The sequence below is a fragment of the Mycobacterium sp. genome, assembly GCF_049647605.1.
In the GTDB taxonomy this organism is placed as follows: Bacteria; Actinomycetota; Actinomycetes; order Mycobacteriales; family Mycobacteriaceae; genus Mycobacterium.
Genome location: NZ_JBARXZ010000106.1, coordinates 1 through 15,652 on the forward strand (window position 1 = coordinate 1; position 15,652 = coordinate 15,652).

General features: G+C 67.2%; 12 protein-coding genes and 1 pseudogene. 7 read left to right on the forward strand and 6 right to left on the reverse strand.

Annotated elements, in window-relative coordinates; translation table 11 throughout:
* Positions 1 to 1,673 (forward strand): annotated as a pseudogene (locus WBB07_RS13750) (AAA family ATPase); the annotation flags it as partial.
* Positions 1,674 to 1,736: 63 nt separating this feature from the next.
* Here WBB07_RS13750 and WBB07_RS13755 read toward each other — a convergent pair.
* Positions 1,737 to 2,951: an acyl-CoA dehydrogenase family protein gene (locus WBB07_RS13755; RefSeq protein WP_526308530.1), complete on the reverse strand. Its 1,215-nt coding sequence runs from the start codon at positions 2,949 to 2,951 to the stop codon at positions 1,737 to 1,739.
* A gap of 190 nt (positions 2,952 to 3,141) precedes the next feature.
* Here WBB07_RS13755 and WBB07_RS13760 point away from each other — a divergent pair, with 190 nt between their 5' ends.
* On the forward strand, positions 3,142 to 4,239 hold the full coding sequence (locus WBB07_RS13760; protein WP_526308532.1) for an alpha/beta hydrolase: 1,098 nt from the start codon (positions 3,142 to 3,144) through the stop codon (positions 4,237 to 4,239).
* Positions 4,240 to 4,306: 67 nt separating this feature from the next.
* Positions 4,307 to 5,581: an alpha/beta hydrolase gene (locus tag WBB07_RS13765; protein ID WP_526308534.1), complete on the forward strand. Its 1,275-nt coding sequence runs from the start codon at positions 4,307 to 4,309 to the stop codon at positions 5,579 to 5,581.
* Here the strand turns inward: WBB07_RS13765 and oppA are convergent.
* From oppA to oppB, 4 genes are read right to left on the reverse strand one after another with little or no spacing between them, the layout of a single operon-like run.
* Positions 5,562 to 7,235, reverse strand: a complete 1,674-nt coding sequence (gene oppA, locus WBB07_RS13770) for an oligopeptide ABC transporter substrate-binding protein OppA (protein WP_526308535.1) — start codon at positions 7,233 to 7,235, stop codon at positions 5,562 to 5,564. The genes WBB07_RS13765 and oppA overlap by 20 nt on opposite strands.
* A 10-nt stretch (positions 7,236 to 7,245) precedes the next feature.
* Positions 7,246 to 9,081 carry an oligopeptide ABC transporter ATP-binding protein OppD gene (oppD, locus tag WBB07_RS13775; protein WP_526308537.1) on the reverse strand — a complete coding sequence of 612 codons (1,836 nt, stop codon included), beginning with the start codon at positions 9,079 to 9,081 and terminating at the stop codon, positions 7,246 to 7,248.
* Entirely contained in the window at positions 9,078 to 10,016 is a 939-nt protein-coding gene (gene oppC / locus WBB07_RS13780) for an oligopeptide ABC transporter permease OppC (RefSeq protein ID WP_526308539.1), read from the reverse strand. Before oppC ends, oppD begins: the two co-directional genes overlap by 4 nt.
* Positions 10,013 to 10,990, reverse strand: a complete 978-nt coding sequence (gene oppB, locus WBB07_RS13785) for an oligopeptide ABC transporter permease OppB (protein ID WP_526308541.1) — start codon at positions 10,988 to 10,990, stop codon at positions 10,013 to 10,015. Before oppB ends, oppC begins: the two co-directional genes overlap by 4 nt.
* A gap of 194 nt (positions 10,991 to 11,184) precedes the next feature.
* Between oppB and WBB07_RS13790 the strand changes: the two genes are divergently transcribed.
* Positions 11,185 to 11,676 (forward strand): beta-class carbonic anhydrase, encoded by a 492-nt coding sequence (locus WBB07_RS13790; RefSeq protein WP_526308543.1) that lies wholly within the window; start codon positions 11,185 to 11,187, stop codon positions 11,674 to 11,676.
* Positions 11,677 to 11,692: 16 nt separating this feature from the next.
* Here WBB07_RS13790 and WBB07_RS13795 read toward each other — a convergent pair whose 3' ends face one another.
* A complete protein-coding gene (locus WBB07_RS13795) occupies positions 11,693 to 12,325 on the reverse strand; it encodes a GIY-YIG nuclease family protein (RefSeq protein WP_526308545.1) in 633 nt (210 codons plus the stop codon).
* A 126-nt stretch (positions 12,326 to 12,451) separates the two neighbouring features.
* On the opposite strand from WBB07_RS13795, the gene cysD reads away from it, so the two are divergent.
* The 3 genes from cysD to WBB07_RS13810 form a co-directional block, all read left to right on the forward strand.
* Positions 12,452 to 13,381, forward strand: coding sequence for a sulfate adenylyltransferase subunit CysD (gene cysD / locus WBB07_RS13800; RefSeq protein WP_526308547.1), 930 nt, complete (start codon positions 12,452 to 12,454; stop codon positions 13,379 to 13,381).
* A gap of 49 nt (positions 13,382 to 13,430) precedes the next feature.
* On the forward strand, positions 13,431 to 15,281 hold the full coding sequence (cysN, locus tag WBB07_RS13805; protein ID WP_526308549.1) for a sulfate adenylyltransferase subunit CysN: 1,851 nt from the start codon (positions 13,431 to 13,433) through the stop codon (positions 15,279 to 15,281).
* Positions 15,278 to 15,652, forward strand: a 375-nt coding sequence (locus WBB07_RS13810) for an inositol monophosphatase family protein (protein ID WP_526308551.1), incomplete at its 3' end; no start/stop codon positions are given. The genes cysN and WBB07_RS13810, both read left to right, overlap by 4 nt.

The following is a 15,652-nucleotide window of genomic DNA, read 5'->3' on the forward strand; positions in this document are numbered from 1 at the left end:
GTACCGCGACGGTCGCCGCCGCCGATGAAGCCGCAACGGCTGCGGCCGCTGAACTTGTTGCAGCGCAGCAACGCCGCGACGACGCGCGCCGCGCCCTGCTGCGGCTCGCCGACCGTGACGAGGCCGACCGGCTGGCTGCCAGGTTGGCCCGGATCGATGCGCTGACCCTCGAATGTGCCGAGATCACGGCTGCGCTGCAGCCGATCATCTTGACCGACAAGATCTTTGGTTCCATCGAGCGTGCCGCCGCGGCCGTGGACATCGTGCGGGCGCAGGTGGACCTGACTGCGCCACGTGTCGAGCTCACGGCGGAGTCGCCGGTCGAGGTGACCGTCGGCGAGCGCACCGTCGAGCTGGCCGAAGGTCAGTCGGTTGTGCTCTCGGTGCCAGAGGCGTCGGTGATCCGGCTTCCCGGGGTGCTGGCCGCCCGCATCGACCCGGGGGCTACCGCGGCTGAGACCAGCGCCAAACTGGTTTTGGCAGAACAACATCTGCAGGAACAACTGACTGCAGGGGCGGTGTCCGGCCTGGAGGAGGCGCGTGCCCTCGACCAGCGTCGCCGCGAACTCACCGACCGGCGTAACCAGTGCACCGCCACCCTGGAGGGGCTCTGCGGTGACGACGAGGTGGTGGAACTTCGGGCGCGGCTGGCCGCGCTGCGCGACGGCGGGTCGGCCGGGTCGGAGGATGCTGCGGGCGATCTAGGCCAGGCGCAGGCTGAACTCGGCGCCGCCGAAGCCGATCTCACCGCGGCACACACCCGCAACAACACCCAGCAGAAGGTGGCGGCGGCGGCCGCGGCCCAGCTCGGCCAGCGTTCGGCCGGCACGCAGGTGTGTCAGGCGAAGGTCACCACGGCACAGGCAGAGCTCACCGCCGCCCAGGAACGGCTCAATGCGCAACGCGCCGCGGTCGGCGACGACGAGATCGCGTTGCGGGCCCGGGAGGCCGCCGATGTCGCGGTGCGGGTCGCTGCGGAGGTGCAGCAGCTCTCGGCCCGGCTCGCGGAGGCCGGACCCGAGGCCGTCGATGCCGAACTCGCCGCCGCCCGTGCAGTTCTGGCAGAAGTGCGCCGTCACCACGACCGTCTCACCGGTGAGCTACGGGACGTGAATGTAGCGCTGACACTGTTCGGCAGTGAAGGTCGCAGCGGCAAGCTCGATGCGGCCCAGATTTGCCGTGAGCATGCGGCCTCCACGTATGGCCGCGTGCACGGCCGGGCCCGGGCGGCCCAGATGCTGCGCACCGTGATGGTGCGCCACCGCGACGACACCAGGCAGCGTTATGTCGATCCGTTCCGCACCGAGATCGAACGGTTGGGCCGGGTGGTGTTCGGGCCCACTTTCGAAGTCGAAGTCGATAGTGACCTGCAGATTCGACACCGCACCCTTGACGGGCGCACGGTGCCGTATGAGTCGTTGTCCGGCGGTGCCAAGGAACAGTTGGGCATCGTCGCGCGGTTGGCGGTGGCCTCGCTTGTCGACGCGGAAGACTCGGTGCCCGTGGTCATCGATGATGCGCTCGGGTTCACCGACCCCGGCCGGCTGGTCAAGATGAACGAAGTGCTCGACGTCGCGGGCGCCCGCGGGCAGGTGATCGTGCTGACCTGCTCGCCGGACCGCTACGAGGGTGTTGACGGTGCCCACCGGGTCGAAGTCACCGCCGGCTCGTAGGGGTCAGTAGGTGGCGGGTTCCGGCGCGCCTGCCGTTGATGGAAGGCGCGCCGAAACCACCGCTCAGAAGTAGGCGTTGGCGGGAAGAGGGGTGCCGTGCAACAGGTTCACGCCGATGGCGCGCGCCTTCAGCGCGACGGGATTGTGCAGTGTGATGGTGCGGATATTGCGCCAGTGCCGGTCGAGATTGCGGGTCCGGCTCGCCGCGCTGGCCCCGCCGAGTTCGAGCAGCCGGGTTGCTGCCTCCGGTGCGATGGCATCGAGATGCACCTTGACCTTCGCCACCGCCAGCTGTGCCGCAGCGGCGGCCTCCGCGTCGGGAACACCGTCGACGGCCGAATCATTGGCGGCGGCAATGGTATCGGCGGCATCCAGCACGGCGGTCCGGGCGATGTAGGCAGTACTGGCCAGCTCGCCCAGCAGCTTCTGATGCAGCGGGTCGTCGACCGGATTTTCGGCCAGCGCGTGGCTGAAGCTACGGGTGCGCGACCTCAGGAGTGCCACCCCGTCGTCGACCACCGAGGCCAGCACCCCCGCCACCACCGCGTGGATGTAGAGCTGCAGGGATGCATACTGCACCGTCGGTGCCGGTTCGGCGTCATAGGGTGAGTCGACCAGGATCTCCTCGGGGGACACCGTGACCCCGCTGAAAATGGTGGTGCCGGTGCCGGTCCGGCGTTGCCCGAAACCGTCCCAGTCGTCGACGAGCCGGACACCGGTGCGGTCGGTGGGCACGATCACCGATGCCACCGAGTCGTGGTCGGTGGTGGCGGCCACGGTCAGGTAGTCGGCGAACAGGGTGCCGGTGCTGTAGTACTTCTCGCCGGTCAGCCGGAAGTAGCCGCCGTCGGCGGGTAACAGCCTGGTGTTGAACACCAGGCTGCCGACGGCCAGGCTGCCCTTTTCGCTGAATGCGTTGCCGAAGATCTTGCCCTCGGCCGCTTTTTTCAGCCATCGCTGCGAAACGGGGGTGTCCACGGTGCGCAGCCGTTCTTCGACGAACCAGAAATGGGCTCGGAAGATATGCGCGACTATGGGATCTGCGCGGGCCACATCGATGACGGTGGAAAACAGCTCGCGTACCGACAAACCTGCACCGCCGAGTTCCGGAGGTAGCCGCAGGGTGCCGAATCCGGCCCGTTTCAACGCCGATACCTGGTCAAAGGGATTCTCGTCGTTGAGGTCTCGGTCCTTGGCGCCGGAGCCGATGTCGGCGAGCAGCTCGTTGAAGGCGGCTGAGCCCGGAAGCTGGAGTTCCACAGGGGTTGCTTGAGTCATGTCACCGGTTCTACCGAGGCGCCCGCCCCGAGACACTGCTTCGGCTCAGCGCGAACCTAAGGGCCACCCTCATCAACCGCTGTGGACACCGGTGTCGCCCGCCGCGGAGGCCAAATTCCCGGTGGGCGGCCTGGCCGGTGGTCTGCGCAATTCCCGGTGGACCGGGCACTGCCGGCGCTACGCTTCACCGATGTTCGGACTCCCGCCACTCGATGCCGCGTTGGCGTTCACCGATACCGCCGCGCGCCTGCCCGTGGTGGGGCGCCACCTGGAACCGCTGGGGACGTTGACCGCTGCCGGGGCGTTCGGTTCCCGGGTGCTGCCCGGGATGATCGCCGGAATGTGGAAGCCGAAGGCGCCGCGGCCCGTCGATCTCGAGGCGCCTGACGAGTCCTCGATCGTGTGGGCCTCGGACCCGGTGCCGCCGATGCTGCGTGCCTGGGACCAGCGTCGACAGTTCTTGTACCGCAGCAATGTGGCCTATGGATCGGCACCCGGACAGCTGCTCGACGTGTGGCGCCGCAAAGACTTGCCCGCCGGACCGGCGCCGGTGCTGGTGTTCCTCCCCGGCGGGGGCTGGATCCACGGCAGCCGGGTGATGCAGGGTTATGCCCTGATGTCGGCGCTGGCCAGTCAGGGCTGGGTGTGTCTGTCGATCGATTACCGGGTGGCTCCGCAGCATCGGTGGCCGCGCCACGTCCAGGATGTGAAGGCCGCGATCGCTTGGGCGCGACGGCATGTCCACACTGTCGGGGGCGATCCGGGTTTTGTTGCCGTGGCCGGCGCTTCGGCCGGTGGGCACCTGGCGGCGCTGACCGGTTTGACCCCGGGGGAGTACGCCACCGAACTGCCTGCCGGGACCGACACGTCGGTGGACGCCGTGGTGGGTATCTACGGCCGATACGACTGGGTGGACCGGTCCACGAGCGAGCGCGACGAGTTTGTCCGGTTCCTCGAGCGGATCGTGGTCCGGGACCGGATCGAGGCCCGGGCCGAGGTCTTCGAGCAGGCCTCGCCCATACTTCGGGTCCGCGCCGATGCGCCACCGTTCCTGGTGGTGCACGGCACCGGAGATCGGGTCATCCCGGTCGCGCAGGCCCGCGACTTCGTCAAACGTCTGGGGGCGGTGTCCCGCTCTGGGGTCGAATACCTGGAACTTCCGGGGGCGGGGCACGCCTTCGACTTGACCGACGGGCGCCGTACCGGGACCGCCGTTGCGGCCATCGGCGAATTCCTGCAGCGCACTCACGACGACCACCTGGCGGGTGCGCCGCGGCGCGTCGGTTAGACCGGTCGACGACGAGGGCGCGCCGGGCTGAACGCCTGCCCAGATTCGCCGGGCACAATTGCAGGCGATGACACTGAACGACAAACGCCGGCGAGTGCATGACAAGCTCGCGTCCCTGCCTGGGGTGAAGTCCGTGCGCCGGCCTGTGACGCCGGGCTCCGGCGCCGACTTCAACCTGTTCTATGTTCGTTCGGGCACACCGTCGGCGCACCCGGTGGTGTTTGTCCCCGGCGGGCCGGGAATGGCATCGGTGCAGCTCTACAAGGGTTTGCGGCGCCGGGCAGTCAATGCCGGCCTCGATGTCATCATGGTCGAGCACCGTGGGATCGGAATGTCACGCCACGATGACGCCGGTGCCGACCTGCCGCCGGAAGCCATCACCGTGCACCAGGCGGTCGACGATATCGCCGCCGTCCTGGACGCCGAGGACATCCGCACCGCGGTGATCTACGGAACGTCTTACGGCAGCTATCTCGCGGCGGGTGTCGGGGTGTCGCACGGCGATCGGGTGCACGCGATGGTGCTGGACTCCCCGGTGCTGTCGGCCGACGACATCGGCGCCGCCCGCCAAGCGATCCGGGAGCTGCTGTTCGACGGCAGCGAACCCGACACGGTGGAGCTGGCCCCCAAGATCCGCCGGCTTGTCGAGGACGGCACGCTGACGTCCGATGCCAGCGAGATCATCACCATGATCTACGGCTACGGGGGTGCCGACCTGCTGAATCGGCAACTGGACCTGCTGTTGGAGGGCCGCACGCTGCTATGGCGGCTACTCGATGAGTTGAGCCGATTCACCCTGCGCAAGGCGCCCTATCGCAACGAGGTGGACCTGGTGGGCCGGATCGCCTTCCGCGAACTGGACTTCTCCGGCGAGCCCGACGGTCTGCCGCTCGACCCATCTCCCGCCCTGGCTCAGATGGCACAGGAGATGCCCGGGCCGACGCCGATGTTCGAGGCCGAGCCCTACGATCTGGTGGCGAGCATGCCGGGGTTCACCTGGCCGACGGCGGTGCTCTCCGGTAGCCGCGACCTGACCACCCCGCCTGTTCTGGCGCACAGAGTTGCCGAGTCGATCCCCGGCGCGGTGCTGGTGCAGCTACCGACGACGGCGCACAGTGTGCTGGACACCCGCGAACGCGCCGCGCTGGAAGTCGCCAAGGCCGCCGTCGACGGGGAGATCCCGTCGCTACCCGGACGGGCCGCCGAACTCGACACGTTGCCGGCCAATCCCGAACTGCGGGTGCTTGTCGGCGCGGTCGCGGCGGCCACCGCCGTCGAGAGCGCTATCCCGGCGATCCCGCCCCTGACGGCGGGGCGCCGCCCTAAGAACCCGGCTTCATGAAACCGATCTTGGTGTAGTCGAGGTCGCCGAGACCGGCCGGACCGTAGTTGGCCAGGGTGTCGCGGACGGCGACATTGCCGGGTGACTGGAACAGCGGCAGGCTGAAACCTTCGGCCCAGATGAGTTTGTCGAACTCGTTGGCCAACTGTTCGGCCCGCTGCGGATCCAGCTCGTCGAGCACCTCGCCGGCCTTGGTGTCGATCTCCGGGCTGCTGATCTTGCCGAAGTTGCTCTCGGCTCCGGTGGTGTAGATCTGGGTGAGGCAGCACAGCGCAAAAGCATCAGCCATCCAGGAAAACTGGGTGACATCGAAGTTCCCGACGGTGACGTAATCGGTGAACAGGCTGCCGCCCGGTGCGGCGACCAGCTGCATGTTGACCCCGATCTGGGCCAGGCTGTTCTGCGCCACCTGGGCGATCTGGCGGGTGGACTGCGCGTCGTAGAACACGTTGCGGATCACCAGCTGACGGCCGTCCTTCTCCCGGAACTGGCCGTTGAGCCGCCAGCCCAGCTCGTCCAGCTCCTGCTTGGCCTTCTCCGGGTCGTAGGCCACCACCTCGCTGTTGTCCTGATAGCCCTGCTGGCCGGCGACATAGATGTGGTTGTTCAGCGGCACCGGCGTGTCCACCAGGCCGCGCTGACTCACATTGGCGATGGCCTGGCGGTCGATACCTCTCATGACGGCCAGCCGCAGATCCTTGTCCTCCAGGATCGAGCCGGGGGCGCCGTTGAACGTCAGGTGATACCACTGCAGCGCCGGGGTCCGCCTGATCACGATGCCCGGGGTGTTGCGCGCGGTGGTCAGCTCATCGAGGCTGGCCAGCCCCGTAGCATCGATGGTGTTGTTCTGCAGGGCCGGGATCCGCGCGGCATCGTCGAGCACCAGGTAGGTGACCCGGTCCAGCAGGGGAGGAGTACCCCACCAATCCGGGTTGCGCACCAACGTGATTCGCTGCGCGGTGCGGTCCACGGATTCCACCATGAACGGTCCCGCCGACGGGCCGGGCCGGTTGAGCTGGCCGCGGTTGAACACCTCCGGGTTCTCGGTCATCGACTTGGGCAGCAGCATGTCGTTGCCGGAGAACAGGTTCTGCCAGTCGGTGAAGTGCGAACCGAAGGTCACCACCGCCTGCCGGTCGTCGACGCCCCGGGTCACCGAGGCCACCCGTTCGCTCAATGCCGAATTGCCGATGATGAACTCGGGATTGCGGCCATTGGTGGCGTTGATCTGCGAGGCGATGTCCTCCCAGGTGATCGGTGTGCCGTCGGTCCACACCGCCTTGGGATTGATGGTGTAGGTGACCACCTGCGGATCCTCGCTGGTGAGCTCCACATCGGTGAAGAAGTCGGTGTTGACCTCGGTGGAGCCGTCGGGGGCCACCCGGAACGCCCGCGGCATGGTCCAGCGCAGCATGGCCGCACCGGTGCCTTCACTGTCGAGGTGCAGGGAGTTGAAGTTGTTCGGCATCGCCGCCAGCGCCAGCCGCAGGTTGCCGCCCTGCTGCAGATTCGCCACATCTTGGGGATTGATATCGCTGGTGGCGCCCACTTCGGCGTTCCCGCCCGCCGACGGGAGCTGTCGGGGTTCGCTCGAGCATCCGGCCAGCAGCAGCGTGGCGGTCAACAGCACGGCGGCGCAGCGTCGAAGCGTCATGCCGATCAGGCTAGCCGGATACCTGCGGGACGGCGGCGAGCAGCTTACGGGTGTACTCGTGTTGCGGGCGGGAGAACACTTCGTCGGCGTCGCCCTGCTCCACGATGGCGCCCTTGTACATCACCGCCACCCGGTGGGCCAGGTGCTTGACCACCGACAGGTCATGGGAGATGAACAGGTAGGACAGCCCCAAGCTGCGCTGTAGATCCAACAGCAGGTTGAGGATGCCGGCCTGGATCGACACATCCAGCGCCGACACCGGCTCGTCGAGGGCGAGCACCTTGGGTTGCAGGGCCAGGGCCCGGGCGATCCCGATCCGCTGTTTCTGCCCGCCGGAGAACTCGGCCGGATAGCGCCCGGCGTCGCTGTTTTGCATCCCGACGAGCTCCAACAGCTCGGCCACCCGGGTCTTGGTGGCGGTCTTGTCGAAACCGTTGGCCTGCAACGGCTCTGCCAGCACCTCGAAGATGGGTAGCCGCGGGTCCAGGGATGCCACCGGGTCCTGGAACACCACCTGCAGATCGCGCCGCAGCTCTCGTCGCTGCGCCTTGTTCAGGGTGGCGACGTCGGTGCCCAGAACGGTCACCGAACCTGACTGTGGCGCAGTCAGTTCCAGGATCTGGTGCAAGGTGGTGGATTTGCCGGATCCGGATTCCCCGACGATGCCCAGGGTTTGGCCGCGCCGCAGTTCGAAGCTGATGTCGTCGACGGCCCGGACCTCGCCGATGGTGCGACGGAACACCGCGCCCTTGGTGAGGCGGTAGGTCTTGGAGAGGTTCGACACCGCGACGACAACCTCGGAGCCGGGCGCCTCGGCGGCCGGCGGTGTGGTGGCCACACGAAAGATGTCGGCGGCGCTGCGCCCGGCGGTCTGATCGGTGCGGATGCAGGCGGCGTGGTGGTGGTCGGTGATCTGCACCAGATCCGGTTCCCGGGTGCGGCAGTCATCGATCGCCAGGGGACAGCGCGGGGCAAACGGGCACCCGGGGTCCAGGCCGGCCAACGATGGCGGGGTCCCCGGGATCGGCACCAGTCGGGTGCCCTGCGGGGCATCCAGGCGGGGCACCGACCCCAACAGGCCGATGGTGTACGGCATTCGGCGCTGGTGGTAGAGCCGGTCCACCGGCGAGGTCTCCACGGCGCGCCCGGCGTACATCACCACCGAGCGGTCGGCGAATTCGGCGACCACCCCGAGGTCGTGGGTGATGATCAGGACGCCGGCCCCGGTGACGTCGCGAGCGGTCTTGAGCACGTCGAGGATCTGCGCCTGCACCGTGACATCGAGCGCGGTGGTCGGTTCGTCGCAGATCAGCAGGTGGGGATCGTTGGCGATCGCGATGGCGATCACCACGCGTTGGCGTTCGCCGCCGGACAGTTCGTGGGGGAAGGCCCGGGCGCGGCGCTCCGGCTGGTTGATGCCGACCAACTCCAGCAGTTCCAGTGCCCGCCGCCGCGAGCTCGATTTGTTCGCGCCGCCGTTGCGCCGCGCATGCACCGTGATGGCTTCGGCGATCTGATCGCCGACGGTGTAGACCGGGGTCAGCGCGGACATCGGGTCCTGGAACACGGTGCCGATGGATTTTCCCCGGATCCGTGACATCGAGTTGTCGTCGAGGCCCAGCAGTTCGGTGCCGTGCAACCGCACCGACCCGCTGACCTCGGCGTACTCGGGGAGCAGGCCGATGACGGCCATGGCGGTGGCGGATTTGCCGGAACCGGATTCGCCGACGACGGCCACCACCTCGCCGGGGCCGACCCGCAGGCTTACCCCGCGCACCGCGGTGACCGGGGCACCGTCCGTCGGGAACGTCACCGCCAGGTTGTCGACGGCCAGCAGTTCGTTCACGAGGCTGCGCTCCGCTTCTTGGCCCGACGCCGCAGGTTGCCGGCGCCGGGATCGACCGCGTCGCGCAGGCCGTCGCCGATCAGATTGGCGCACAGCACGATCAGCACCAGGATCCCGGCGGGGAACAGGAACACCCAGGGGAAGGTGAGGATCGATTTGGTGCCGTCGGCGATCAGGGTGCCCAGCGACACGTCCGGCGGTTGAACACCGAATCCCAGGAAGCTGAGCCCGGTTTCGGCCAGGATGGCAACTCCGACGGTGAGCGCGGTGTCGATGATCAGGATCGAGGCGACGTTCGGCAGGACGTGACGGACGATGATGCGCCAGTTGGACACGCCCATGTACCGTGCGGCCCTGACGTATTCGCGGTCGCGCAGGCTCATCGTGAGGCCCCGCACGATCCGGGAGCTGATCATCCAGCTGAACCCACCGAGCAGCACGATCAACAGGATCAGACTGCCGCCGCCGCCCTTGATCCGGGGCGTCAGAATGGCGATCAGCAGGAAGCTGGGCACCACCAGCAGCAGATCGACCAGCCACATCAGGGCCCGGTCACGCCACCCTCCGAAATAGCCGGCGATGGCGCCGACGGTGGCCGCGATGACCGTCGACATCAGCGCCACGCACAGGCCGATCAGCAGCGACTTCTGCATACCGCGCAGCGTCAGTGCCAGCAGGTCCTGGCCCAGGGCGTTGGTGCCGAACCAGTGCTGGGGGCTCGGCGGTGCCTGCAGGGCGTAGTAGTCCAGATCGGTGTAGGACCAGGGCAGCAGCGGGGGCAGGGCGTAGCAGCCCGCAAACATCAGCGACAGCAGCACCAAAGACACCACCGCGGGTCGGTTGCGCAGGAACCGGCGCAGTACCAGTTGACGACGGGAGGTGAACGTGTCGGCGTGCAGCCCGGAGCGGGCGCTGGTCGAAGCGGGTTCGGTCATTGGGTCCGCACCCTCGGGTCGAGGACCGCGTAGAGGATGTCCGAGAGCAGCCCCGACAGCAGGATCACCGCGCCGGCGAACACCGTAACGGCCACAACGATGTTGGTGTCCTGGGTGTTGATGCCCTGGATGGTCCACTCGCCGATGCCGTGCCAGCCATAGATCTGCTCGACGAACACCGCGCCGGTGACCAGCGCGCCGACCCCGTAGGCGAACAGCGTCGCCATCGGGATCAGGGCGGTGCGCAGGCCGTGTTTGAACAAGGCTTGCCGGCGGGTCAGTCCTTTGGCGCGGGCGGTGCGGATGAAGTCCTGGCCCAGGACGTCGAGCATGGCGTTGCGCTGATATCGGCTGTAGCCGGCGATCGCGCCGAGGGCCAAAGTCATCGACGGCAGGATGAGGTGCTGGATGCGGTCGACGAACTGGTTCCAACTGCCATAGATGGGGTCCGGCGACGTCTCGCCGATGTAGTCGAAGATCTGCACCCCGAGGATCGAGTTCACCTTCAGGGCCGCGAGGATCAGCAGGTTGGCGATGACAAATGTGGGAGCGCTGATGATCAGCAGCGACAGGATCGTGATGAAGCGGTCCGACAGGCGGTACTGGCGGATGGCACTCCACGCACCGAGGACCACACCGAGGACCGCGCCCACCACGGAACCGATGATCAGCAGCCGCATACTGACCCCGATGCGGCGGCCCAGTTCGTCGGCGACCGGCTGCCCGCCGACCGTGGTGCCGAAATCGCCCTGGACGGCGCCCGCTGCCCAGTCGAGGTAGCGCAGCGGGATCGGCTTGTCGAGACCGAGTTCGGCGGCTTTGGCGTCGATCACCGACTGAGGCGGGCGCGGGTTGCGCTCGAGCAGGCTGTCGAGCGGTTCGAAGGACAGCGAGGCCAGGGTGAAGGTCAGGAAGGATGCCAGCACCAGCAGCACCACGTAGTTGAGGAACCGGCGCGTCAGGAAACGCGTCATTCGCTGCTCGCGCGGCTCGGTGGCATGGGCACAGGGTAGGAGATGCCGGTGCGTACCCGCATGACACCGCCGTCCGGCGTGTTCCGCGCACCCGCCCAAACTCACAATCGGGCGAACTTGTGCGAGTGCGGGACACCATTGGGTCGATCTGGGCGTGCCAAGATCAGTCTGACCTTTCGAACGAGGAGCAGACCGTGACCGTCACCGACGAATATCTGGCCAACAACGCCGAGTACGCCCGCACGTTTGTGGGGCCGCTACCGCTGCCGCCGTCCAAGCACGTCGCCGTCGTCGCCTGCATGGACGCGCGGCTCGATGTGTACCGCATCCTGGGGCTGGCCGACGGGGAGGCCCACGTCATCCGCAATGCCGGGGGAGTGGTGACCGACGACGAGATCCGCTCACTGGCGATCAGCCAGCGGCTGCTGGGCACCAGGGAGATCATCCTGATCCATCACACCGACTGCGGCATGCTCACCTTCACCGACGACGCCTTCAAAGCCGCCATCCAGGAGGAAACCGGGGTGAAGCCGGCGTGGTCGGCGGAGGCGTTTGCCGATCCGGCGGAGGACGTGCGGCAGTCGCTGCGCCGTATCGAACTCAGCCCGTTTGTCACCCTGCACACGTCGCTGCGTGGCTTCGTCTTCGATGTCGCCACCGGCCGGCTCACGGAGGTGAGCTTGTGAGGCCGGGAGCCGGCGTCTAAGACCACTCTGCGAGCACCCGCATCTTGCCGGCCTTCACCGCGGCTGCCCGGCGCAGCCTCTTGAGCTCTGGGGCGAAGCTGTTGTGCTCGTTGTCCTGGACGTTCAGTGGCAGCACCAGCGCAGCCAGCAGTTTGCCTTCCAAGAACCACGGTTCGGGGTGCAGCACCCACGACACGGCGGCGTTCTCGGCCATCCAGTTGGTGAGGACGGGTTCGCCGCCGGCGAAGGTCTGCCGTTTTCCGGAGCCGATGCGGCGCAGCTCGAGGCCGAGCCGGTCACCGAGCAGTACGCCCAGCGACTTGCGCAGCGTCGAGCCGTCCGCGCTCGCATTGCCGGCACCGAAGTGATACCGGACGCGCTTGCGGAGGTCTTGCGGGTGGGCGGGCTTGCCGTCGGTACGCGGCGGACCGGGGCTGATGCCGACGTAGAGCAGTGTCCAGCCGTCCTGCTGTTCGCAGCCGGAGGTGTCGATCTCACCTGGGATGTCGCGGAACCACCACCCGTGAGCGCCCGCCTGACTCGGCACCGGGCACGGCTCGGCAAACACTTGCTCTCGCGAGTATCGCTGAGCGGCAAGGAAATTCGCGACAGCATTCGCATTCTTCTTCGCGGACATCGACTCAGCCATGGCTATCAGCGTAGTCGTAGGCGATATCGGCCGGCTGCCGTCGATTGACAGGGCTGTCCCGGTTTGGTTTTATTCCTGGCTAAGATTGTAATCCTGGTCAGTTCTACCAACATTACGAGGAAACGCATGTCACCGACTGCGACACAAGAGCCCGCCGCCGGCCAGTACGAGCTGAGTCAGCTGCGGTCGCTGGAAGCCGAATCCATCCACATCATCCGGGAGGTGGCCGCCGAGTTCGAGCGGCCCGTGCTGCTGTTCTCCGGCGGCAAGGACTCGATCGTGATGTTGCACCTGGCAGTCAAGGCCTTCGCCCCAGGCCGGCTGCCGTTCCCGGTGATGCACGTCGACACCGGGCACAACTTCGAGGAAGTGATCAGCACCCGCGATGCCCTGGTGGCCCAGCATGGGGTCCGCCTGGTCGTCTCCAGCGTCGAAGACGACATCGCGGCCGGCCGCGTCGTCGACAACGGGCCCTCCCGTAACCCGCTGCAGACCGTGACGCTCTTGCGGGGCATCCGTGAGAACAAGTTCGACGCCGCATTCGGCGGTGCGCGCCGCGACGAGGAGAAGGCCCGGGCCAAGGAGCGGGTGTTCAGCTTCCGCGACGAGTTCGGCCAGTGGGACCCGAAGAGCCAACGCCCCGAGCTGTGGAACATCTACAACGGCCGGCACCGCAAGGGTGAGCACATCCGGGTGTTCCCGCTGTCCAACTGGACCGAATACGACATCTGGGCCTACATCGGCGCCGAGGAGATCACGCTTCCGCCGATCTACTACGCCCACCGTCGCCCGGTGTTCGAGCGCGACGGCATGCTGCTGGCGGTCCACGAATTCATGCAACCGAACGACGGGGAAAGAGTCTTCGAGACCTCGGTGCGGTTCCGCACCGTCGGCGATGTCACCTGCACCGGCTGCGTGGAGTCGACGGCCGCGACCGTCGAGCAGGTGATCGCGGAGACCGCACTGTCGCGGCTGACCGAGCGGGGCGCCACCCGAGCCGATGACCGGATCTCCGAGGCAGGTATGGAAGACCGTAAACGCGAGGGGTACTTCTGATGCGACGGGGAATTGACATGGGGCCGGCGAACCGATGGGGGATTGATCGATGACAACTCTGTTGAGGCTTGCGACGGCCGGATCCGTCGACGACGGCAAGTCCACTCTGATCGGACGGTTGCTCTTCGACTCGAAGGCCGTCATGGAGGATCAGCTGGCGGCCGTCGAGCGCACCTCCAAGGAGCGCGGGCACGACTACACCGACCTGGCACTCGTCACGGACGGCTTGCGATCCGAGCGTGAGCAGGGCATCACCATCGATGTCGCCTACCGCTACTTCGCCACGCCCAAGCGGAAATTCATCATCGCCGACACGCCGGGGCACATCCAGTACACCCGCAACATGGTGACCGGTACGTCCACCGCGCAGCTGGCGATCGTGCTCGTCGACGCTCGGCACGGCCTGCTCGAACAGTCCCGCAGGCATGCCTTCCTGGCATCGCTGCTGGGTATCCAGCACATCGTCCTGGCCGTCAACAAGATGGACCTGATCGACTGGGATCGGCAGAAGTTCGAGGACATTCGGGACGAATTCCACGCTTTTGCAGCACGTTTGGATGTCCACGATGTGACGACCATTCCGATGTCGGCGCTGCAGGGCGACAACGTGGTGACCAAGTCGGTCAACACGCCGTGGTACGAGGGGCCGGCACTGCTGAGCCACCTCGAAGAGGTCTACATCGCCGGTGACCGCAACCTGGTGGACGTGAGATTCCCGGTGCAGTACGTGATCCGGCCGCAGACCCATGAGCACGCCGACCACCGCAGCTATGCCGGCACCGTCGCCAGTGGTGTCATGCGTCCCGGTGACGAGGTGGTGGTGCTCCCGGCCGGGAAGACCACCCGGATCACCGTCATCGACAGCCCCACCGGGCCCGTGGAGGAAGCCTTCCCGCCGATGGCGGTATCGGTCAGCCTGGCCGACGATATCGACATCTCGCGCGGCGACATGATCGCCCGGGTCAACAACCAGCCGCACGCCACCCAGGACTTCGACGCCACGGTGTGCTGGATGGCCGACGATGCCGCACTCGAGCCGGGCCGCGACTACCTGATCAAGCACACCTCGCGGACCACCAGGGCCCGGGTGGCCGCCTTGGACTACCGGCTGGACGTCAACACCCTGCACCGCGACAAGTCGGCAACGGCGTTGAAGCTCAACGAGCTCGGCCGGATCACATTGCGCACCCAGCACCCGCTGCTACTCGACGAGTATTCCCGCAACGCGGCCACCGGTTCGTTCATCCTGATCGACCCCGACACCAACAGCACCGTCGGTGCGGGCATGGTGCGCGACACCACTCCGGTGGCCTCCCGGGCCGCCACGCCCAACACCGTCCGGCATCAGTCGCTGGTGTCGACCGAGGATCGGCTCTCCAAGGGCCGGACCGTGTGGTTCACCGGGCTGTCCGGATCCGGGAAATCGTCGGTGGCGGTCCTGGTGGAACAGCAGCTGCTCGAGAAGGGCTGCCCGGCCTATGTTCTCGATGGTGACAACCTCCGGCACGGGCTCAATGCCGACCTGGGATTCTCCATGGCCGACCGTGCCGAGAACCTGCGCCGCCTGGCGCACATCGCCACGCTGATGGCAGATTCGGGACTCACCGTGCTGGTTCCGGCCATCAGCCCGCTGGAAGAGCACCGCGAGTTGGCCCGAAAGGTGCACGGCGACCAGGGTTTCGAGTTCTTCGAGGTGTTCATGGACACTCCGCTGGAGGACTGTGAACGACGGGACCCGAAGGGGCTGTACGCCAAGGCCCGTGCCGGCGAGATCACCCACTTCACCGGGATCGACAGCCCGTACCAGCGGCCGAAGAGCCCTGATCTGCGTCTGACCCCGGGCTCCACACCGGATGAGTTGGCCGCCAGCGTGGTCGCCTTGCTGACGGGGGAGCGGTGAACGACCACGAGGTTGCGGCACGGCTGGCCGCTCAGGCCGGTGAGCTTCTCCTGGGGGTGCGTGTCGAGTTTGCCGATGCCGATGCCAAGGACCGGAAAGATGCGGGAGACAAACGGTCTCACGACTTCTTGATGGAGGCGTTGGCGGCTGAGCGGCCGGGTGACGCGGTGCTGTCCGAAGAGGGGGCCGACGACCCGATCCGGTTGACTTCGGATCGGGTTTGGATCGTCGATCCGCTCGACGGCACCCGGGAGTTCTCGGAGCTCGGTCGCACGGACTGGGCGGTGCATGTGGCGCTGTGGGAGCGCGGTGAACTGGTGGCCGGTGCCGTCGCGTTGCCGGCCCAAGGCGTCACCCTGGCCACTCCCGTC

Coding starts and splice junctions, on each gene's coding strand:
- WBB07_RS13755 (WP_526308530.1), bottom strand. CDS start 2,951: ATGACTCAAGCAACCCCTGTGGAACTCCAGCTTCCGGGCTCAGCCGCC.
- WBB07_RS13765 (WP_526308534.1), top strand. CDS start 4,307: ATGACACTGAACGACAAACGCCGGCGAGTGCATGACAAGCTCGCGTCC.
- WBB07_RS13760 (WP_526308532.1), top strand. CDS start 3,142: ATGTTCGGACTCCCGCCACTCGATGCCGCGTTGGCGTTCACCGATACC.
- cysN (WP_526308549.1), top strand. CDS start 13,431: ATGACAACTCTGTTGAGGCTTGCGACGGCCGGATCCGTCGACGACGGC.
- cysD (WP_526308547.1), top strand. CDS start 12,452: ATGTCACCGACTGCGACACAAGAGCCCGCCGCCGGCCAGTACGAGCTG.
- oppB (WP_526308541.1), bottom strand. CDS start 10,990: ATGACGCGTTTCCTGACGCGCCGGTTCCTCAACTACGTGGTGCTGCTG.
- oppA (WP_526308535.1), bottom strand. CDS start 7,235: ATGACGCTTCGACGCTGCGCCGCCGTGCTGTTGACCGCCACGCTGCTG.
- WBB07_RS13795 (WP_526308545.1), bottom strand. CDS start 12,325: ATGGCTGAGTCGATGTCCGCGAAGAAGAATGCGAATGCTGTCGCGAAT.
- oppC (WP_526308539.1), bottom strand. CDS start 10,016: ATGACCGAACCCGCTTCGACCAGCGCCCGCTCCGGGCTGCACGCCGAC.